Below are 21584 nucleotides of genomic sequence, written 5' to 3'. Positions count from 1 at the left end.
TCAAAACAGAAGCGAGTTTTTGCTTCACAAAAACAAAGCGTATGTTTGCGAAGCGAGTTTTTGCTTCACAAAACCTAAGCGTATGCTTACGAAGCGAGTTTTTGCTTCACAAAAACTTTAGGAGGTAATCAATATGGCGATAGCTATGAACGCGGATCAACGAACTGGCACGACGAAAGGTGAGTTGCGCCAATTGCGGCTCCAAGGGAAAATACCGGGCGTTATTTATGGTAAACAGTTGAGTGATGCAGCACAGGTCATAGTGGATAGTAAGGAACTGCAGGCTTTGCTGCGTTCTCAGCCGAATGCGGTGCTTGAAATTAATATTCCATCCCATGGAAAAACCTCCGTTATGATCGCAGAGGTGCAACGTGATTCTTTGAGCAGACAAGTGCTGCACGTTGATTTCCATCAAATTAATATGAACGAGAATGTGCGGGCGAACGTTCGTATTCATGCAGAAGGCGATTCTCAAGGTGTACGCGAGGGCGGTATCTTGCAGTTGATTTTGCATGAGCTTGAGGTGCAATGCTTGCCGGGCAGCATTCCTGATTCTATTTCCGTCGACATATCGTCGCTGGAGATTGGCGGAAGCATACTCGTAAGCGATTTGAAGCTGCCGAGCGGCGTGGAATTACTAGCCGAGCCTGAGCAGGTAGTTGCAACGATTCTTGCGCCGCAAAAAGAGCTTACAGAAGAGGAAGCAGAGGCTGCTGCAGTGGAGCTTACAGAAGCAGAGTCACGCTCCAACGAAGCGAAGCTTGAGGGCGTTAAGAGCCTGTAGAATCTCTTTTGAAAAATTACGTATACCATGCAGTACCGAGCATATTCGGGCGCCGTCCTCCATCAGGGCGGCGTTGTTTGCTTTTTGGGGAAAATAGAATGAAAGTTCTGACGCAGAACGGCTTCCGATGTTTACGCTCGTAATAGATTATGTTACATTTGTCCATAAAGGAGTGGAGTGAGCAATGAGGTGGATTGCAGGACTTGGCAATCCCGGTGCTGCTTATCAAGGAACCCGGCATAATGTCGGATTTATGGTTATTGATGAGCTTGCAAGGCGCTGGGGCATTAGTGTAACGCAAAATAAATGCAAGGCATTAATCGGAGAAGGCAACGTACAAGGCACGAAGGTTGTCCTTATTAAACCGATGACATATATGAATTTGTCTGGAGAGTCAGTAAGATCATTTCTAGATTACTTTAAGGCTGAGGTTCAGGACGGCTTAATCGTTTATGATGATTTGGATACGGAGATCGGCAAGCTTCGCCTTCGCTATCAAGGCAGTGCGGGCGGGCATAACGGAATCAAATCATTGATTCAGCATTTGGGCACGCAAACTTTTGACCGCGTTCGGATGGGCATTTCGCGCCCGCAGCCAGGCATGAACATTGCGGACTATGTGCTCTCCACTTTTCCGAAGAGCGAGCATGATAAATTGTCTGCTATGGTTGCTGACGCTTGTGATGCTATTGAGTTTAGATTGAAGGCGCCTTTCGAGGAGACAATGGCAAAGTTTAACCGATAATCTGTTAGAAATTGATTATGAGGGCATACTGAAGGATATAACTACCCTTCAGGAGGCATACATATGGCAGTAAACTATATTTGTCGGCACTGCAGAACATCGATGGGGTCGCTTAGTGGGTCAAATATAACGGAGCATCAACTGGGCTTCCATTTCTTGACCCCCGAAGAACGCAGCGATATAATAGCGTATGACCCAAATGGGGATGTAACGGTAAAAGTGGTCTGTGATTATTGCCGCGAGGCGATTGATGCGAACCCAGAGCTTCATTTGGTAACTAGTCCTCTTCAATGACGGAAAGTGAATAGTATGAGCCTTAGCAGATGGCTGAGGCTTATTTTCAATGTACAGGGAGCGATCGTATCACTCTCCGATTGTGTAAAGAAACGGGGTGTCGCAAAAGTTGAAAGCTTTAATTAATGCTTTTGCCGCGGATACGGACGTTCAGTCCGTTATATCCGGTATTCGTAAAGGCATGCGTGAGCAGATGATATCTGGCCTCGCAGGCTCTTCCAGACAAGTGCTCATTGCAGCGCTGCGGGAGGATGTAGAGCGTCCTATGCTTGTTGTGACGCATAACATGTTCTCTGCGCAGAAGATTGCGGAGGACCTGCAGGAATGTCTTTCGTCAGAAAATGTATTATTATATCCCGCAAATGAGCTGGTAGCTGCAGAAGCGGCGATCTCGAGTCCTGAGACGCTTGCGCAGCGAATGGATGTGCTGATCAAGCTGTCCCAAGGCTATCGCGGGATTGTTGTCGTGCCCTTCTCCGGCGTTCGGCGCTATTTGCCTATAAGCAGTGTTATGGCTGAAGCGCAAGTAGAGGTTCAAGTTGGCCAGTCACTGCCGATAGATGCTTTTCTGCGGCAAATGACCGCTCTTGGTTATACACGGGCTGACCGCGTAGAATTGCGCGGCGATATGAGCGTGCGCGGCGGGATTGTTGACTTCTATCCGCTTACGGCTTCACAAGCGTACCGGATCGAGTGGTTTGGCGATGACGTTGATTCCATACGTACCTTTGATCCAGCAGATCAACGTTCTTTGGATCGCTTGGAATCTTATGTGGTTCCGCCATGCCAAGAGCTGCTCGCAGATGGACACCGTATGGAGACAGCGGCTAATCATGCGCAGCGGCTGCTAGAGAAGCAGCTCGATAAGATGACAGATCGTACAGCCAAGGATCGACTTTGCACGGAGCTGGGCGGAGAGATTGAAAGGCTGCGTGAGCATGTTTATTTTCCGGAAATTTATAAATATATTTCGTTGTTATACCCAGAGCGTCAAACGATTCTTGACTATATGCCAGCCGACACACTGCTCATACTAGACGAGCCAACGCGTTTAATAGAGACAGCGAAGCAATTGGAGCGGGATGAAGCGGAATGGTCCATGCATTTGCTGCAAAACGGCAAGTCGCTTCCGGATCTTGCTCTTGCCCGCGATACAGAGGAGATTTTGCATCACCGTCCGTTTCCAACGCTTTTCTTGTCCTTATTCTTAAGGCAAATCCCACATTCGCAGCCGCAAAATATATTGAACATGACAAGCCGCTCGATGCAAAATTTTCATGGGCAAATGAATGTGCTGAAGGCAGAAATGGAACGTTGGCGCAAGACGGGTGCCACAGTAATGATGCTTGCCGGCAATGCAGAGCGCATGGAACGCATGCGCCGAGTTCTTGACGACTATAGCATTGAGACGCCTACTCTGCTAGAAGGTAATTTGCAGTCCGGTTTTGAGCTGCCATCCTCTCACCTTGTCATTATTACTGAAGGCGAGATGTTCTCCCAGAAGCAGCGCAAAGCCCGGAAAATGGATAAAAAAGTTGATAATGCCGAGCGTATTAAGAGCTATACAGAGCTTAAGGTCGGAGACTATGTCGTTCACCATAATCATGGTATAGGCAAGTATGTAGGCATTGGCACGCTTGAAATAGCAGGTATTCATAAAGATTATTTGCATATTCTCTATGCTGGCGGCGATAAGCTGTCTGTTCCAATCGAGCAAGTGGATATGATTCAGAAGTACGTCGGCAATGAAGATAAAGAGCCTAAGGTCAATAAACTCGGCGGCAGTGAATGGACACGGGCGAAGAGTAAAGTAAAAGCATCTGTTCAGGATATTGCTGATGATTTGATCAAGCTTTATGCGGAGCGGCAGACGGCACCGGGGTACGCTTTTGGACAAGATACGTCGTATCAGAATGAGTTCGAAGCGATGTTCCCTTATGACGAGACGCGTGACCAGCTCAGAGCGATCGAAGAGATTAAGAAGGACATGGAGAAAACCCAGCCGATGGATAGGCTGTTATGCGGAGACGTCGGTTACGGAAAAACCGAGGTCGCCATTCGTGCTGCCTTCAAATCAGCAATGGACAGCAAACAGGTAGCGGTGCTAGTTCCGACGACAATTTTGGCGCAGCAGCATTATGAGACATTCCGCGAGCGTTTTGCAGGTTATCCGATTAACGTTCAGGTGCTCAGCCGTTTCCGTTCACGCAAGGAGCAGAATGAAACGATGAAGGGCCTGAAGGCGGGAACAGTAGATGTCGTTATTGGGACGCATCGACTGCTGTCGCAGGATATTATTTTCAAGTCGCTCGGCCTTCTGATCGTGGATGAGGAACAACGTTTTGGCGTATCGCATAAGGAAAAGTTGAAGAAGCTGAAAACTAATGTCGACGTGCTTACGCTGACTGCAACACCAATTCCAAGAACGCTTCATATGTCGATGCTTGGCGTGCGGGACTTGTCTGTTATTGAAACGCCGCCGGAAAATCGTTTCCCTGTGCAAACCTATGTTGTGGAGTACAGCCCGTCCCTCGTACGGGAGTCGATAGAGCGCGAGCTGGCACGTGGAGGCCAAGTCTATTATTTGTATAACCGTGTTCAAGGCATCTACCAAATGGCGGAGCAAATCAATGCCCTTGTACCAGGTGCTAGAGTTGCGGTCGGCCATGGGCAAATGTCAGAGCAGGAGCTGGAGAAGACCATCCTTGATTTCCTCGATGGTGAATCCGATGTTCTCGTAAGCACCAGCATTATTGAGACAGGCGTCGATATTCCGAATGTGAATACGCTTATTGTGCATGATGCTGATAAAATGGGACTCTCTCAGCTGTATCAGCTGCGCGGACGCGTTGGTCGTTCGAATCGTATTGCATACGCTTATTTCACGTATCAACGGGATAAGGTGCTTACGGAGGTTGCCGAGAAGCGTCTGCAATCCATCAAAGAATTTACTGAGCTCGGCTCAGGCTTCAAGATCGCGATGCGCGATCTATCGATTCGCGGAGCGGGCAACCTGCTTGGGGCGGAGCAGCATGGCTTTATTGCCTCGGTAGGCTTCGACATGTATTCGCAGATGCTGGCTGATGAGATCGCGAAGCGCAAAGCGGAGATGAGCGGCGAAGAAGTCAAAGAAGAGAAGCCAGTTAGCATGCTTATTGATATTAGCGTAGATGCTTATTTGCCTTCGGATTACATTTATGACAGCATCCAAAAAATTGAGATCTATAAAAAAGTGGCTGCTATCCGAACGTTCGAAGAGGCAGATGATGTGATTGATGAGCTTGTGGATCGTTTTGGCGATTTACCGCAAGCGGTAAGCAATTTGCTCGCAGTGGCTAGATTAAAAGTGTATGGCACGATGTATGGTATTGAACAGCTCAGCGGCAAAGGTGATGATCTGCTGCTTCGTTACGCAGCTAGCGAGAAGCGGAGGATTGACCGTAAGAAGGTTGATCAGCTTTGTCTGAAGCATGAGAACCGCTTTAAGCAGGGCAGCGAGCAGGAGCCAAACCCAAGTATTTTGCTGCGCGGCAAGGGATTGAATATGGAGCAGAAAATTCATATGATTGAACAATTTTTGCAAGCGTACAAGGATGTTCTCCTTTATAAAGACGAATTGCAAGATGCGACAACATAGACAAGATTCGCTTTATACGCCCCTTTTCTGATACAATACTATCAAGTTCTCAATATGAAAGGGGATTCAACATGTTACACAGTTCACGCAAATCGGCATGGCGCAAAGGCGCGCTGCTTATTGTGGCAGTCGTGCTGGTCTTGACGATGGCGGCATGCGGCGGCGCGAAGGAAACAGAAGTTGCAACCTATAAAGGCGGCAATGTGACAGACAAGGAATTCAACAAGTATTTGGATGTATTTACGGTAATGCAGCCAGCGTATGCGCAAGTTATTGAAATTCCGCAATTTAAGGAGCAGCTGCTCCAGCAGTATATTTCCTACAAAATTTTAAGCGGCCAGGCTTCTAAGGAAGACGTTAAAAAGGCTGAAACAGAAGTAAAAGAACAAATGAAGCAGTACAAAACAGCACTTTCCCAAGATGCGGAATTGAAAGCTGCTGTAGATGCAAAAAAATTAAAAGACAAAGATATGGAAAACTATTTGCTTATGACTTCCAAGCTTGTAGCTCATATGAACGCTCAAGTAACTGAGGAAGAAATGAAAGCAGAATATGAAAAGAACGGTATTAACTATGCAACCGTTTCTGTTCGCCACATCTTGGTATCAACCAAAACAACGGATCCAACTACACAAGAAGAAAAAGAGATTCGCACGGATGCAGAAGCATTGGCTCGTGCTAAAGAAGTGAAAGACAAGCTGGCAGCAGGCGGAGACTGGGCTGCCCTTGCCAAAGAATACTCCGACGATCCAGGCTCGAAGGACGCAGGCGGTCTATATGCGGACAAGAAGAATGGTCAATGGGTAGAAGAGTTTAAACAAGCTGCTTATAAACAAGAAATTGGCGTTATCGGCGAGCCTGTGAAAACAGATTTTGGCTACCATGTTATCCTTGTTGAGAAACGTGATACGCCAGCATTTGATAAATTAACTGATGCAGATAAAGAATCAGTAAAAGGTACAGTTGCTTCTGAGAAAATGAACAAATACATGACAGACGAGCTTCCTAAGCAAGAAATCGTCATTAAGCTTCCAAAAGCAAGTGATACTCCTGCTAGCGATGCTCCTGCTGGTGAAGAAACGCCGGCTACGGATGCTCCAGCTACAGAAGCACCTGCAACGAAATAAGTGCAAAACAAACATGTCAGACCCTTTAACCATTCACCGGTTAAGGGGTCTTTTTCTGAAACTATGCTGAGTAAGGATGGATTGTATGCTGAACACAAATCAATATTTGCTGCGTGAAGCCAAAAGCGGGCCGTGAGAAGCTGAAAGGTGTTGTCGATGAAAATACGACAGTCGGCATTTTTGAGCTTACAGATAAAAGCGAAATATGGATGTTTGGCGAAAATTCGGGCAGATCGGGTCAAGCGGTATATAATACACTGGGTCTAAAAATTCCTGAATCGATTAAAAAGCAAGTGGATGCCAACGACGGCTTTTTCCAGCTGTCTAAAGAAGAACTTCCTGAGTATTCGGCAGATTATATGTTTATGACCGTCTATGACCCGGAGAAGAAGGGTGAGGCGATTAAGCAGCTGACAGACTTAGCGGTTTGGAAAAGCTTAGACGCCGTGAAAAACAATCAATATTTTGAAAATGATTTTAATACATTCTATCGTTATGATCCTATTGCTATAAGCGGGCAAGTCGATCTTATTGTAGACATGCTTATTGCAAGAGCAGAAGAAAATAAAAAATAACATATTAATTTAAACAAGTTAACCCAACTTGAGGCATTTGCCGTAGGTTGTTTTTTTTTGCATTAATAAATATGTCATATAATAAACCGTTCGCACATAAAAGAAGTAATTCCACAAACAAGTGTCATCATACCTGACATAAATACAAATTAATTGCCCCTAATTGACCATTTTTAAGTATAAATGTATCCCTTGAAAAAATTAATGTTAACTATATTGACATTAACTTAATTCCCAATCTATAATAAAAGCACGAACAATGGGAGTTAATTCCATGTAAATGTTCGGAAATATAGAGACAAATATGAAGCGATGGGGAGTGGGAAGATGAAAAAGAGAATGTTTTATTCATTTGGCCTTATGTTTGTAGCTTTAACAATCGTATTGACAGGTTGTGGCACAAACAACAACAAACCAGCATCTACGAATGGGGAAACAGATAAACCTACGAATGCTGCCAATGCCGGATCGGGAGCAGACGGGGAAATAAAAGTGGGAATATTGCACTCACAGAGCGGCACCATGGCAATTAGCGAGGTATCGGTTATCGATGCTGAAATGATGGCTATCGATGAAATTAATGCTGCAGGCGGCGTTTTAGGCAAAAAGATTGTACCTGTACTTGAAGACGGCGCTTCGGATTGGCCGACCTTCGCTGAGAAGGCACGCAAGCTTATTTCCGAAGATAAAGTGGCTACCGTATTTGGTGGATGGACTTCCGCAAGCCGGAAAGCAATGAAGCCGGTATTTGAAGAGTTAAATGGCCTGCTGTGGTATCCGGTGCAATATGAAGGTCTTGAATCTTCTCCGAATATTTTTTATACAGGCGCTACAACAAACCAACAAATCGTTCCATCTGTCTCGTGGCTGCTTGAAAACCGCGGCAAGAAATTTTACTTACTCGGATCGGACTATGTATTCCCTCGTACCGCAAACCTCGTAATAAAAGAACAGTTGAAGGCTGAAGGAGGCGAACTGGTTGGAGAAGAATACACGCCGCTAGGCCATACAGATTACAGCACGCTAATCAGCAAGATTAAAGAAGCTAAACCAGATGTCGTATACAACACGCTTAACGGTGACAGCAACGTTGCGTTCTTCAAGCAATTGAAGGATGCAGGCATTACAGCTAAAGATTTGACTACATTGTCAGTATCGGTTGCAGAAGAAGAGATCCGCGGTATTGGCGTCGATGTGCTGGAAGGCCATTTGGCGGCGTGGAACTATTATCAAACAACGGATACGCCAGCTAACAAAACATTCGTCGAGAACTACAAAAAGAAATACGGTGATGAGCGTGTAACGGCTGACCCTATCGAAGCCGGCTATACAGCGGTCTACTTGTGGGCAAAGGCGGTCGAGAAAGCAGGCTCCACGGACGTAGATAAAGTAAAGGAAGCAGCCAAAGAGCTGGAGTGGGATGCTCCAGAAGGAAAAGTGAAAATCGACGGCGCTACTCAGCATATTTACAAAACGGTTCGTATTGGCGAAGTGCAAGCGGACGGCCAATTCAAGGAGCTGTGGAACTCAGGTGAAGCGGTTAAGCCGGATCCGTATCTCAAAGGCTACGACTGGGCAGCAAGCATTCAACCAACGCAATAATTCATAAGCAAACAATGGTCTAATACACAGCAATTAATGGGGGAGTATTCGATCGCTTCGAATGCTCCCTTCTGCTTTTTTTGTGACAGAGGAAGGCGACAGCCGTTTACGCTAGAGAGGAGCGGTCATATGGAAGTGTTTCTGCTGCAGCTATTTAATGGTTTAAGCATCAGTTCCATTTTATTGCTGGTTGCTTTGGGGCTTGCGATTACGTTTGGCTTGATGAAGGTCATCAATATGGCGCATGGTGAGTTAATTATGATCGGTGCGTACTCCACGTATTTGACGCAAAATGTGTTTCATGATTATTTGCCGAAATCGATGTTTGATTGGTATTTTGTATTGGCTATTCCGGTCAGCTTTATCGTTGCATTTATCATTGGTCTCATTCTCGAAATGTCGCTGATTCGCTTTCTATATGGACGGCCGCTTGATAGCTTGCTCGCCACTTGGGGTGTGGGTCTCGTGCTGCAGCAGCTTGCAAGATCTATCTTTGGGGCGCCAAACGTTGCAGTCACAAGCCCAGCATGGCTAAATGGCGGCTTAAAGATTATGGATGGAACATTGCTTCCTTACAAAAGGTTATTCATCATCGGACTCGTCATCGCTTGTTTAGTTGCTATGTATTTCTATATTTACCGCAGCCATGAAGGCAGAAGGATGCGGGCAGTGATGCAAAATCGCGATATGGCTGCATGCCTTGGCGTTTCGACAAGACGAGTGGATGCGATGACCTTCGCTATCGGCTCGGGTATTGCCGGCATTGCCGGCTGTGCGTTAACGCTGCTTGGTCCTATCGGTCCGTCACTTGGCACTTATTATATCGTTGATGCCTTTATGGTTGTCGTGCTTGGCGGAGTCGGCAAGCTGGTTGGGACGGTGCTCGGGGCAACAGGGATTGGAATGTTTAATACGTTGTTTGAGTATTGGACGAATGCTTCGCTTGGCAAGGTGCTAGTGTTTGTCTGTATAGTTGCTTTTCTCCAATGGAAGCCTATGGGACTCGTTGCCATGCGTTCGCGGTCGCTTGACTAGGGAAAAGAAAGGTGGAACGCTTATGCGCTTGCAAAAGTTTACTCCTGCGCGGATATGGATCTTAATTGGCTATGCGGCAGCAGCGGCAGCACTCTTCTCCGCTCCGCTATTTGTAAGTGATTTTCGGCTCAATTTGTTAGCGAAATTTCTAGCCTTTGCCATAGTAGCATTAGGGCTTGATCTGATATGGGGCTACACCGGCATTTTAAGTTTAGGGCATGGCATTTTCTTTGGCTTAGGCGCCTACGCTATGGCGATGTATTTGAAGCTGGAGGCAAGCGGAGGAAGGCCGCCGGACTTCATGGGCTGGAGCGGTCTTAAGGAGCTTCCTCTATTCTGGCAGCCATTTCAGAGCTTCTGGTTTGCGGTAGCGATGGGAATTGCCATACCTGCGCTGCTCGCGCTTGTGCTTGGTTACGTCACGTTCCGCAACCGAATTCGCGGCGTTTACTTCACGATCTTGACGCAAGCGCTCGTTATTATTACGACGACACTGCTCATTGGTCAGCAAGCTTTTACAGGCGGTACGAATGGGATAACAGGCTACTCCACCGTGCTTGGCTTCTCTATAGGTTCTCCTGAGACAAAGCGCGTGCTTTACTATATTACCGTCATTGCTCTCATTGCTATCTTCATCTTTTGCCGCTACGTCATCGGCAGCCGCTTCGGCAAGGTGCTTCGCGCGATTCGCGATGGCGAGAACCGGGTGCGGTTTATCGGCTACAATCCCGCAATTTATCAAATGGTTGTATTTACGATTTCGGCTGGCATTGCAGGTATAGCGGGCATGCTGTTTGTACTCCACGTCGGTATTATTTCACCGTCGATGCTCGGAATTGTGCCTTCGATTGAAATGGTTCTTTGGGTAGCGATTGGCGGACGTGGAACGCTGGTTGGAGCCGCACTCGGCGCTATCCTCATGAACTGGGCTAAAAGTGAGTTCAGTACCGCTTATCCGCAGGGCTGGTTATTCTTTATGGGGCTGCTGTTTGTGGTCGTGGTCGTATTTATGCCTAAAGGTGTTGCTGGCTTAGTTGGCCAATTGAAATTACGCAAAAAAGGGAGGGAGCCGAAGCATGAAGGAGTCCGCAATCCTGCTGTGTGATGATGTGACTGTTGAGTTCGATGGCTTTAAAGCGGTCCAAGGCATGAACCTTAAGCTTGAGAAAGGGGAGCTTCGTTTCCTCATTGGTCCAAATGGAGCCGGAAAAACGACAATTTTGGATGTGATTTGTGGGAAAGTAAGGCCTACGGCGGGGCGTGTTACCTTTGGCAAGGTGGATATAACAAAAAAGAAAGAGCATCAAATTGCTGAGCTTGGCATCGGCCGCAAATTTCAAGCCCCTTCAATATTTCCCTCGATGACGGTAGCTGAGAATTTGGAAATCGCGATGCGCCAGAAGCGTACCGTTTTTGCGACGTTGTTTGCGAAGATGGTAGAGGAAGAGCGGGCTAAAATTGACGGGCAGCTCGTTATGATTGGTTTGCAGAAAAAATCGAGCTGGCGGGCAGGCGGTCTGTCGCATGGAGAGAAACAGTGGCTCGAAATTGGCATGATGCTGCTCCAGGAGCCGGAAATATTACTGCTCGATGAGCCGGTGGCGGGGATGACCGATAAGGAGACGGATAAAACGGGCGAGCTTCTCCACCAGATAGCCCGTATGCGATCGATTGTAGTCGTGGAGCATGATATGGAGTTTGTTCGTAATTTTGCGAGCAAGGTCACCGTTATGCATGAAGGGAAGCTGCTAAAGGAAGGCTCGATGGATGAAATTCAACGAGATGACCGCGTGGCGGAAGTGTACTTGGGGAAAAGGCGGGATGCCGATGTTAGCCGTTCAACAGCTTGAGGCCGGTTACGGCGAAAGCATTATTTTGCGGGATGTGTCGCTGAAAGTGAAGCAAGGGCAGGTTGTATGTCTGCTCGGGCGGAATGGCGTTGGCAAGACGACGCTGATGAAAAGCATTATGGGATTGCTGAAGGCGCGTGAGGGTTCTGTTTCTTATAATGGCTCGGATTTAACGAAGAAAGCGCCGGGACTGCGGGCTAAAAGCGGAATCGGCTATGTACCGCAAGGACGCGAAATCTTTGCTCAGCTGTCGGTTTATGAGAATTTGCTGCTTGGCCTTGAGGCTTCAAAGTCGAAAATATCTTCTATTCCGGAAGAGGCTATTGCGAAGTTTCCTGTGCTGCCGGCAATGTATACGCGCCGCGGCGGCGACCTCAGCGGCGGACAGCAGCAGCAGCTCGCCTTCGCGAGGGCGTTAGCTTCAAGGCCTCAAGTATTGCTGCTTGACGAGCCTTGTGAGGGGATTCAGCCTTCCATTGTCGATGATATTAGGGATGTTATTCGCTCAATTAAAGCGGATGGCAAGACGGCTATTTTGCTGGTGGAGCAAAGCCTGGATTTCGTGAAGAGTGTAGGAGACTACTTTTACGTGCTGGAAAAAGGGGCGATTGCGTGGGAGGGCGGCTTGGAGTCGCTGGATGATGAGGTCATACGCAAATATTTGACGGTATAAAGCGAATGATGAGCTAGAAGCGCCTTTATGAGAGGCGCTTTTTGCTTTGTGTTGTTAGAGCTGTTTTTGAGCTGTGATGATAGTGGTTTATTCATTGCTTATTAAGGACTTCCAGTAACGCCATGCTTGTAAGTAATCGTCTATATCGTGAGGGTGATGCTTGAGGCAAATGCCTACGCGGTAATAGAGCTGAATGATCACTTCTTCAATTAGCCTTGGTTGATCCGCATCCGATTGATTAAGCATAACGAATGCAGGCATTAACGTCTCTATGCTCAAGTCATCAGGTGAGGAACAGAATGCATAAAGCAAGTCATAGAGCGGAGGTCCGATTATTGGTGAAGGATCGATAACGCCAATTAACTCGTTATGACTAAAGATGAAGTTGTGAACACCGCAGTCGCCGTGAAGCAAAAATTTCCCCTGAGATTCGCTCATCGTTGCTTTCATTAAAAGTGACTTTACAAGGGTATGATCCTCTAATGGCAAGCGGTCGCCGATATAACTTCGAGCGTAATCGGCTTTCTCCTCCATAAATTCTCGCCAAGTATTGCGGGGATAATCCAGCCAATCTCCCCATTTCTGTGAGGGTGAGCAGCTTATGTAATGCTGAATAAGTCCGCTCACTAAAGCCTTCAACCATTGCTCCTTAGAGCAGCCAATACAATCGGTTGAACCTTTGAGAAATGTATAAACGATATATGTTTTATCTGGAGCGGTGTAAGTAAGCTTAGGCAACAGAGGAGCATCTGGATATGTTTTTTTATATTGTTCAACTAAAGAAAGTGCATCTGGCTGATCGAGCTTTAGCACATATTTGGGTGATTCATCGACGTTAATGAGGTATACAAGACCTTCCGTCGTTCCGTCCATTTGTTTATGGATTTCGGACTGTTTTTCAATGGCACTTATATGCCGAAGATTTTTGATGATTTCCTGCACGTCGTTCTTTATTTTCATTTAATCCCCCTGTATATGGAATGCTTTATGCTTCATCTGGTGAAGTGCTTTTATATTTCTCAGTCCAGCTTTTACGCCACTCTTGATAAGACATTCCTTGAATATCTTCTAAGTTTTTGCCGTCTATAGACCAATACCCGCCGTCTGTAGTGTCTCCGTTTGGAAATGAAGTTCCTCCTATAGGCTGACTATCAGCCAAATAAACAAAAACATCTACTTTCCCTTTGCTCAGCGGATGGTTCGTTACGGTAAATTTCTGTATATGAATCGTTTTTCCAATATAATCGGAGGGGTTCACGCGCTGCAACCCCCAGTACATCATATAGGGCAATGCTGATAATTTCTGTTCGGTAAGCTCATAGCTCTCAACTTGCCCTTCTTTTGAGCTGATTCGATATCCTTTTTCTTCAAGATAGCTTTGAGAAATGGATTGCTCTGATGTTGTTTTGGTTTCTTCTGTACAACCGATCGACAAGGAAAGCAGAAATAGGATTAATAAATATTTCAATGTATTCATCCCTTCTTAATCTCTTTGCTTTTTGTGACGAAGCAGAAGCTTCCATTGTTGCAGAAAGAGGTTGGATGTAAAAAGAAATAATTGCTTATATATGTAAAAAGTGATATCATATTTATATCAAAACAATATAGAAAAAGATGAAGGAGTGGGGTTTAATGAACGAGAAGAAAGCCTGGTATGTTAGCGGATACATGGCATTGCTATTTTCGGTAGTTGCTGCTGCTGGCGGTATTTTTCTAACGATATCGGAAGCATCCAAGGACAGCGGGTCTGGGGTAATTATTGGTGTTGGCGCCTTTTTAATTTTGCTGTCCGTCATTTGTTTATCCTCTCTTACGATCGTGCAGCCGAATGAGGCGAAGGTGGTTACGTTTTTTGGAACGTATATGGGCTCTGTGCTGGAAAGCGGCTTATGGATGGTTCTTCCACTTACGAACAAGGTTAATATTTCACTTAAAGTACGCAATTTCAATAGCCAAACACTAAAGGTGAATGATGCGGAAGGAAATCCGGTGGAGATTGGTGCGGTTGTTGTATTTAAAGTAATGGATACGGCAAGAGCGAGCTTCGACGTTGATAATTATGAGCGTTTTGTAGAAATTCAAAGCGAGACGGCGATACGTCACATTGCCGCGCAATATCCTTACGATGTTTTCTCTTCAGACGCGGCTTCCTCACTTAGAGGCAATGCGGATGAGGTAGCGGCGGAGCTAGGCAACGAGCTGCAAAACCGTCTTGCAGTTGCCGGCGTAAAGGTGCTTGAGACTCGCTTGACTCATTTGGCGTATGCTCAGGAAATCGCTAGTGCAATGCTTCAAAGGCAGCAGGCGATTGCGATTGTAGCGGCACGTTCCAAAATTGTTGAAGGTGCAGTTGGTATGGTAGATATGGCACTGCGGCAGTTGGAGGAAAACGGGATTAGCTTGGATGCCGAACGGAGAGCGGCGATGGTGAACAATTTAATGGTGGCGATTGTATCTGATCGCGCAGCAACTCCAGTCATTAATACAGGAACTCTTTACGGCTAGAGGCTGATTATTATGGCTAAAGAAAAGAAAGCATTTCCGCTTCGTTTGGATCCCGATATCCATCGTGCTCTTGAGCAATGGGCCGCAGACGAATTCCGCAGCGTCAACGGGCACATTGAGTTTTTGCTCAGAGAAGCGCTTGGCAAGGCAGGCAGGCTCAAAAAAACGAATCTGATGGACAATAATGAAGGTAAATAATATTCAGGAAAAGGGCGGTTATCGATTCAAATCGATAACTGCCTTTTTTAATCCATAAACAATTAAAAAGCATTTGCTTCTCATGCAAGCAAAAGGGAGAAATGGGGAATGCTGAAAACGAGCTCGGGGAAGCGTAAAACGAAGGCTGGACGATACGTCGACGGCCTTTTTCACAAAGAGATGGAACGTTTGGCTTGAACTGTAGTCCGTGCATAAGAAATTGGGAGCGGATGAATACTATGGTCAGATTCAAAATCTTTTGAAGGAAGTTTCTTCTTCGTTATAAACAAGCTGCAAGAATCCAGTCGATTCAAAATCCTCTAGGAAAGCGGGGCAACAAGAAATGAAAGCAACTGGAATTGTACGTCGCATCGATGATCTCGGGCGTGTCGTCATTCCGAAGGAGATCCGCCGTACACTGCGTATTCGCGAGGGAGACCCTCTAGAAATATTTGTAGATCGTGATGGCGAAGTTATTTTGAAAAAATATTCTCCTATCGGTGAGCTTGGCGACTTCGCTAAGGAATATGCGGAATCGTTATTTGAGGGAACAAATCATGTTACATTGATCACGGACCGGGATACCATAATTGCTGTAGCTGGAGCCTCCAAGAAAGAACTGCTTGATAAGCAGGTAGGCACTGTTCTGGAGAGCTGTATGGAAAATCGCAAGACGCTTGCTGAAGCAAATGGCGGTGCCTTTGAAATTGTGAAGGATACGCAGGAAACTTACAGCTCCTTCGTTATTGCACCGATCATTGCTGGTGGCGACCCCATTGGAACAGTCGTGCTGCTTAGCAAGGATGAAACGGTAAAAATGTCTACTATGGAAACAAAAATGGCTGAAACGGCAGCGGGCTTTTTGGCAAAACAGATGGAGCAATAGTAAGAAATGTGGCTATAACAGCTTCTTTGATCGAGATACACTCGATTGGGGAAGCTTTTTCCACGTTTACGATTGTGAGGTATAATAGATACCAATAGAAATCGTGCGATAGGCAGGAGTGAACGGAATGAACCGCAAGCCGGGGGAAAATGGGCAATCGGCGGAAATGCTGGGGCAGGCGGGCGAGCGAAAAACAAGCGCGGGAGTGGTCGAAGCACGCCAAGCTGAGGCTGAACTCACGGAGAGCCAAGAGCGACCTTATGACGGCGAACAGTCGCTAGCTAAAGCAGCAGAAACAACAGTTGAAGGACGGGTTCAAGTAGAACGAAGCTCGAAGCAGCATCTCATGAATGGCGTGGCGCTCATGGCGGGTGCGGCGCTGCTGTCAAAGTTGATTGGTGTTTTTCAAAAAATACCGCTGCAAAATCTAGCTGGGGACCGCGTGTTTGGCATTTACAACGCCGTGTATCCGTTTTATCAGCTGGCAGCTGTTCTAGCCACTGCGGGATTGCCAACGGCCGTATCGCTTCTCATTGCAGAGAGGCTTCGCAAGGGAGATGATGCAGAAGGCGTCAGGCGAACGTTATACGCTGCGCTTTTGCTGCTTGGTGTGACGGGTATTATTTCGTTTGGCTTGATGTGGGGTGGAGCGAATCAAGTAGCAGGTTGGATTGGCGATGCGGAGACGGCTGGTGCAGTGCGCTCGGTCTCGTTTGCGCTGCTGCTTGCTCCATTCGTTGCTGCGTTAAGAGGATATGTACAGGGAATTGGACAAATGGGATTGTCTGCCGCCTCACAAGTTGTTGAGCAAATGATTCGTGTAGGCGTAATGCTGCTAGTGCTTGCATTAAGCTGGTCCGCTGGATGGGCAGATGCATCTGTAGCGTCTGGTGTGATGAGCGGTTCGGCATTCGGAGCTTGCGCATCGCTTTTGCTGCTGGCTATATATTTATGGCGCAGACGCAGCGGGGAGCGGCTTAATCGAATGGCAGGGGCAATACGAGCAGAGATGAGAAAGCTTGCCGTTATTGCACTGCCTGTCGCGCTTGGCGCGGTGGTTGTTCCTGTTCTTGGCGTTGTGGATGCCTTTATGGTTCCTCGCTTATTGCAGGAAGGCGGATCTTCGGAAGCTGCGGCAATGACATCGTTTGGCGTGTACAGCCGAGCGCAGCCGCTTGTTCAGCTTGTTGTTATGGTAGCCGGAGCGGCGGCAGCGGCGCTCGTACCAAGCATTGCGTTAGCGCGTATGCGAGGGGCATACGGACAGCTTCGAGTGCAGCTCTCGCTTGCTGAGCGGGCGGCTTGGGCAATCGGCGCTGCAGCAGCCATCGGCTTGGCGCTGCTCGCGGAACCGCTCAATATGATGCTGTATTCGGATACTCAAGGCACATTCGCCTTCGCTTTGGTTGGCTGCACTGCTCTTGCGGGCAGTGTGAATGCGGTGACGGCTCCTGTGCTTCAAGGATTAGGCGCTGTACGTATTCCAGCTATTCTGCTGCTGGTTGCAGCGCTGCTTAAAGGCGTAATTAACGCTGTGCTTGTGCCCACTTATGGCATTGAAGGCGCAGCCATCGCAGGCGTCGCGGCGCTAAGCGTGGCGGCTTTGCTTGGGATCATTGCAGTGCGGTATGCAGCAGCGGGTTCTGGAGCGGCGCTAGCTGGCGGACGAGCGGGAGTGGAAGGGCGAGTGAAGACGCGCGAGCGAGTGGTTGGTGAGAGGGTAGTGAGAGAGCGGGTGCTGGGGGAAGAGCGGGGAGGAGTGCAAGGGCAGGAGCAAATGCAGGGGCGAGTGCAAGAGAAAAGTCAGGAGCAAGGGCAGGAGCAAGGGCAGGGACGAGTGCAAGAGCAAAGTCAGGAGCAAGGGCAGGAGCAAGAGCAGGAGCAAGAGCACGGGCAGGAGCAAATGCTGAAGGATGAGCAGGGCCGAGTGCGAGAGCAGGGGCAGGGGCGAGTGCAAGGGCGAGAGCAGGAGCAGGAGCAGGAGCAGGAGCAGGAGCAGGAACAGGAGCAGGAACAGGAGCAGGAACAGGAACAGGAGCAAGAGCAAGGGCAGGAGCAAATGCTGAAGGAAGAGCAGGGCCGAGTGCGAGAGCAGGGGCAGGGGCGAGTGCAAGGGCGAGAGCAGGGCCGAGTGCAAGAGCAAGGGCAGGAGCGAGTGCATGGGCGAGAGCAGTGGAGAGAGCAAGAACGAGTGCTCGAGGAAGAGGGACGCCAGCCGTCGCATGGGCGAGCGGCGGCGGGCACGGTCTTTGCGCTCGCGGTCATGGCCGCGGCGCTTGTTATCGCCGAGCGAGCGCTGAGCGCTGCGCTTGGCGGGCTGCCGCCTAGGGCGGCAGCAGCTGCGCTTGCGCTGACGTGCGTTGCCGTCGGCGCTTGCGCCTTTGGCGCCGCAGCTTTGCGCGGCGGCGCTATCAGCGCGCGCGAATTGCGCGCGTTGCCGGGCGGCGCGGTGCTGGCCGCCCGTTTGCAGCGCTGGCGGCTTATTCCGCCAGCGAAAGATGAGCGCTAGCGCCGCAAGTTGGCGGCGGTGAGCGCTTGTAAAGCAAGTGTTTTTCATGGAGTAATATGAAAAACGCCAACTGTCTGTGCTGCACAGGTTATCTCGTGTAGATTATTAGGGTTTTCTCTAGAGTTGAGAAAACCTAAGCATCTTTTCAGCACAATCATTGCTGTGCGGCATCGCTTGCCACGGTTGAATGTGTAATCTCTCAACGTGATGAATCCATAGATCTATTTCTGACCATTCCGCAGTTCTGCTGCCCATTGGCAGAAAGCGCTACAAGATAAGACTAATATCTAGGCTTATTTGTGTAATATTGATCATTCCGAAGTAAATAGAACTAAATTCTAGTCCTATTTCTGACCATTCCGCACTTCTGCTGCCCATTGGCAGAAAGCGCTACAAGATAAGACTAATATCTAGGCTTATTTGTGGAATATTGATCATTCTGAAGCAAATAGAACTAAATTCTAGTCCTATTTCCGACCATTCCGCACTTCTGCTGCCCATTGGCAGAAAGCGCTGCGAAATAAGACTAATATCTAAGCTTATTTGTGGGATATTGATCATTCTGAAGCAAATAGAACTAAATTTTAGTCCTATTTCCGACCCTTCCGCGCTTCTGCTGCCCATTGGCAGAAAGCGCTACAAGATAAGACTAATATCTAGGCTTATTTGTGGAATATTGATCATTCCAAAGCAAATAGAACTAAATTCTAGTCCTATTTCCGACCCTTCCGCACTTCTGCTGCCCATGGGCAGAAAGCGCAACAAAATAAGACTAATATCTAGGCTTATTTGTGCAATTTTGGTCATTCTGAAGCAAATAGAACTAAATTCTAGTCCTATTTCCAACCATTCCACACTTCTGCTGCCCATTGGCAGAAAGCATCGCAAGATAAGATTAATATCTGCACTTACTTGTGCAATATTGGTCATTTTGAATAAAATAGATCTAATTTCTAGATCTATAACAATCTCTAAGAATCTAGCAATTATGAGCAGAATTAGTAGAGGTTATTGCATAATCATTACATATTTTTATAAATAATTCTGTTAAATAGGTTAGTTTCACGGGCAATAAACCTGGTCACCAGCTCATTTATTCTGATCAACAACCCTCTCAATTGATGAACTATTTTTAATAGATATATGTCATTAAGACTAAACTATCCGCTATACCCATATTCCGTATTGTTTCCTGCAAATTGACTATTTCAACTATGAACATCCAGTGTGATATGCTAATCGCAAGCATTTTTTACGGCTATATTGAAGTTTATGTCAAATTGGTTCATTATTGATTTTTGAGCAAAAATAAACGATGATTAGTCGTGTTTTTATGTATGTGAGCTCGATTTCGAACTCATTTTCGAATGCATCCGAGCTCTTACCGAACACACTTCCGAACTCGTTTCAATCCCTATAAACGACCCCAAAAGGTCTTTTTGCAAGTCGCTGGCATTATAGCTACTCCATCAAATTTCGACCATAATACGAATGAATAGTTAAGGAGGCTTTACCACTATGGCAACCCCATATCTTACTGTTGTTGGGCTCGGCTCAGGTGACCCTGACCAAATGACGCTTGGCGTATGGCGCAGGCTGCAAGCAGCGAAGAAAATTTTTGTCCGTACGGCTGAGCATCCTGCAATGTCGATGCTTCTGGAAATCGGTATGGAATATACCTCATTTGATACTTTGTATGAGCAGCATGACTCCTTTCCAGATGTGTACAAGGCAATAGCTGAGGCGCTTATTTCCGAAGCGAAAAGCATGAGCACAAGTGTGGACGAGCCTATTATTTATGCGGTTCCCGGGCATCCAATGGTGGCTGAACGCACGGTTCAGCTGCTGCGTGAGCAATGTCCGGAAGCGGGTATTGAGCTGCAAATTATCGGCGGTGAAAGCTTCCTTGATCAAGCTTTTATTAGTCTTGGAATCGATCCAATAGAAGGTTTTGCGCTGCTTGATGCAGCTGAATTACAGCCGTCTTTGTTGCAGCCGCAGTTGCATACTCTGATTGGACAGGTGTATGATGCCTTCACGGCATCTGATGTTAAGCTTGCGCTTATGGAGCGTTATCCCGATGACTACGAGGTTGTGGTTGGGCATGCTCTTGGTGTTGCGTCCCAGCAGCAGATCATTCGCGTTCCGCTATACGAGCTTGATCGCACACCTGGTTACGGTAATTTATCGCTGATTTGGGTACCGCGCTCTGATGATGCAGCGCTTCGCAATCGTTCCTTTGAGCGATTGCATGAGATTGTATCTATTCTTCGCAGCCCTGAAGGTTGTCCTTGGGATCAGGAGCAGACGCATCAGTCTATCCGCAAAAATTTTATCGAAGAGCTGTATGAAGCGCTTGAAGCCATCGATAATGATGATCCGGATGCCATGCAGGAGGAATTTGGCGATGTTATCCTGCAAGTGATGCTTCATAGCCAAATGGAAGAAGAGACTGGCGCATTTTCCGTCTATGATGTGATACAATCACTTAACGAGAAGCTTATTTTCCGCCATCCGCATGTATTTGGGGACGTTGATGCGAGCAATTCGGAAGAGGCGCTGGTTAACTGGGAACAAATGAAGGCTGAGGAAAAACGGATTAAAGGAACCGATGTTTCGCGTACATCGGTACTGGATGGCATTCCGCCAGATCTGCCAGCACTCATGAAAGCCTACAAGCTTCAGAAAAAAGCTGCTAAGGTAGGTTTTGATTGGGACGAGCTTGGCCTTGTGCTTGCCAAGATTGAAGAGGAGCTTGCAGAGCTGCGCGCAGCGATAACCTCGCAATCGGAAGAGGAGCAGGCATCTGAGCTTGGTGATTTGTTATTTGCAGTCGTCAATGCCTCACGTTTCATCCACGCTGATCCGGAAGAGGCGCTTTCCCGCACGAACAAAAAATTCCGCAGTAGATTTGAATATATTGAGGAACAGCTTCGTATAAGCGGTAAAAATTTTGACCAGACTGATTTAACAGAAATGGATCGTTGGTGGGAAGAGGCAAAGCGTCAATCCTAGCTTGCAATTCGTCATGAATCGCCTTTATTCCGCAACAAACGCAAAAAAATTTCAAATAGCGGCAGGATTTATTTGCTACAAGGCAGAATAAGTATTCTTCGTGAGAGTAAAAATGGGAAGCAAAGGCGGCGCCACAAGCGTCGACCACA

At 47.3% G+C, this 21584-nt stretch carries 17 protein-coding genes and 1 pseudogene; 16 read left to right on the top strand and 2 right to left on the bottom strand.

Features of this window, described 5'->3' with window-relative positions; genetic code table 11:
• Positions 1-133 precede the first annotated feature (133 nt).
• The 11 genes and pseudogenes from ACIFSR_RS26625 (at position 134) to urtE (ending at position 12322) form a co-directional block, all read left to right on the top strand.
• A complete protein-coding gene (locus tag ACIFSR_RS26625) occupies positions 134-784 on the top strand; it encodes a 50S ribosomal protein L25/general stress protein Ctc (protein ID WP_339205868.1) in 651 nt (216 codons plus the stop codon).
• 184 nt (positions 785-968) lie between these two features.
• Positions 969-1529: an aminoacyl-tRNA hydrolase gene (pth, locus tag ACIFSR_RS26620; RefSeq protein WP_430061185.1), complete on the top strand. Its 561-nt coding sequence runs from the start codon at positions 969-971 to the stop codon at positions 1527-1529.
• 63 nt (positions 1530-1592) lie between these two features.
• Entirely contained in the window at positions 1593-1823 is a 231-nt protein-coding gene (locus tag ACIFSR_RS26615; RefSeq protein ID WP_339205871.1) for an anti-sigma-F factor Fin family protein, read from the top strand.
• Between the two features lie 109 nt (positions 1824-1932).
• On the top strand, positions 1933-5460 hold the full coding sequence (gene mfd, locus ACIFSR_RS26610) for a transcription-repair coupling factor (protein ID WP_430061183.1): 3528 nt from the start codon (positions 1933-1935) through the stop codon (positions 5458-5460).
• A 71-nt stretch (positions 5461-5531) separates the two neighbouring features.
• Positions 5532-6587 (top strand): peptidylprolyl isomerase, encoded by a 1056-nt coding sequence (locus ACIFSR_RS26605; protein ID WP_339205874.1) that lies wholly within the window; start codon positions 5532-5534, stop codon positions 6585-6587.
• Positions 6588-6703: 116 nt separating this feature from the next.
• Positions 6704-7162, top strand: a pseudogene (locus ACIFSR_RS26600) (iron(3+)-hydroxamate-binding protein yxeB); the annotation flags it as partial.
• 327 nt (positions 7163-7489) lie between these two features.
• Complete coding sequence (gene urtA / locus ACIFSR_RS26595; protein WP_430061181.1) at positions 7490-8764, top strand: urea ABC transporter substrate-binding protein; 1275 nt, start codon at positions 7490-7492, stop codon at positions 8762-8764.
• Positions 8765-8893: 129 nt separating this feature from the next.
• Complete coding sequence (gene urtB / locus ACIFSR_RS26590) at positions 8894-9799, top strand: urea ABC transporter permease subunit UrtB (protein WP_339205875.1); 906 nt, start codon at positions 8894-8896, stop codon at positions 9797-9799.
• Positions 9800-9821: 22 nt separating this feature from the next.
• Positions 9822-10904, top strand: coding sequence for an urea ABC transporter permease subunit UrtC (urtC, locus tag ACIFSR_RS26585; RefSeq protein WP_339205876.1), 1083 nt, complete (start codon positions 9822-9824; stop codon positions 10902-10904).
• Positions 10876-11649 carry an urea ABC transporter ATP-binding protein UrtD gene (urtD, locus tag ACIFSR_RS26580; RefSeq protein WP_430061178.1) on the top strand — a complete coding sequence of 258 codons (774 nt, stop codon included), beginning with the start codon at positions 10876-10878 and terminating at the stop codon, positions 11647-11649. Before urtC ends, urtD begins: the two co-directional genes overlap by 29 nt.
• A complete protein-coding gene (urtE, locus tag ACIFSR_RS26575) occupies positions 11627-12322 on the top strand; it encodes an urea ABC transporter ATP-binding subunit UrtE (RefSeq protein ID WP_076271287.1) in 696 nt (231 codons plus the stop codon). Before urtD ends, urtE begins: the two co-directional genes overlap by 23 nt.
• 87 nt (positions 12323-12409) lie before the next feature.
• On the opposite strand, the gene ACIFSR_RS26570 is transcribed toward urtE, so the two are convergent.
• Positions 12410-13282 (bottom strand): phosphotransferase, encoded by an 873-nt coding sequence (locus ACIFSR_RS26570; RefSeq protein WP_430061176.1) that lies wholly within the window; start codon positions 13280-13282, stop codon positions 12410-12412.
• A 25-nt stretch (positions 13283-13307) separates the two neighbouring features.
• Complete coding sequence (locus tag ACIFSR_RS26565; protein WP_430061174.1) at positions 13308-13799, bottom strand: hypothetical protein; 492 nt, start codon at positions 13797-13799, stop codon at positions 13308-13310.
• Positions 13800-13954: 155 nt separating this feature from the next.
• Between ACIFSR_RS26565 and ACIFSR_RS26560 the strand changes: the two genes are divergently transcribed.
• From ACIFSR_RS26560 to mazG, 5 genes are all read left to right on the top strand, one after another.
• Entirely contained in the window at positions 13955-14827 is an 873-nt protein-coding gene (locus tag ACIFSR_RS26560; protein ID WP_339205884.1) for an SPFH domain-containing protein, read from the top strand.
• 12 nt (positions 14828-14839) lie between these two features.
• Entirely contained in the window at positions 14840-15025 is a 186-nt protein-coding gene (locus tag ACIFSR_RS26555) for a hypothetical protein (RefSeq protein WP_339205886.1), read from the top strand.
• 343 nt (positions 15026-15368) lie between these two features.
• On the top strand, positions 15369-15911 hold the full coding sequence (spoVT, locus tag ACIFSR_RS26550; protein ID WP_430061172.1) for a stage V sporulation protein T: 543 nt from the start codon (positions 15369-15371) through the stop codon (positions 15909-15911).
• A 127-nt stretch (positions 15912-16038) separates the two neighbouring features.
• Positions 16039-18420 (top strand): polysaccharide biosynthesis protein, encoded by a 2382-nt coding sequence (locus tag ACIFSR_RS26545; RefSeq protein WP_430061170.1) that lies wholly within the window; start codon positions 16039-16041, stop codon positions 18418-18420.
• A gap of 1518 nt (positions 18421-19938) precedes the next feature.
• Complete coding sequence (mazG, locus tag ACIFSR_RS26540) at positions 19939-21435, top strand: nucleoside triphosphate pyrophosphohydrolase (protein ID WP_430061168.1); 1497 nt, start codon at positions 19939-19941, stop codon at positions 21433-21435.
• Positions 21436-21584 lie beyond the last annotated feature (149 nt).

The organism is Paenibacillus sp. NRS-1760, assembly GCF_050467785.1.
Taxonomy (GTDB): Bacteria; Bacillota; Bacilli; order Paenibacillales; family Paenibacillaceae; genus Pristimantibacillus.
Note: the sequence above shows the minus strand (reverse complement) of the source record. Positions and strands in the feature narration are given on the sequence as shown.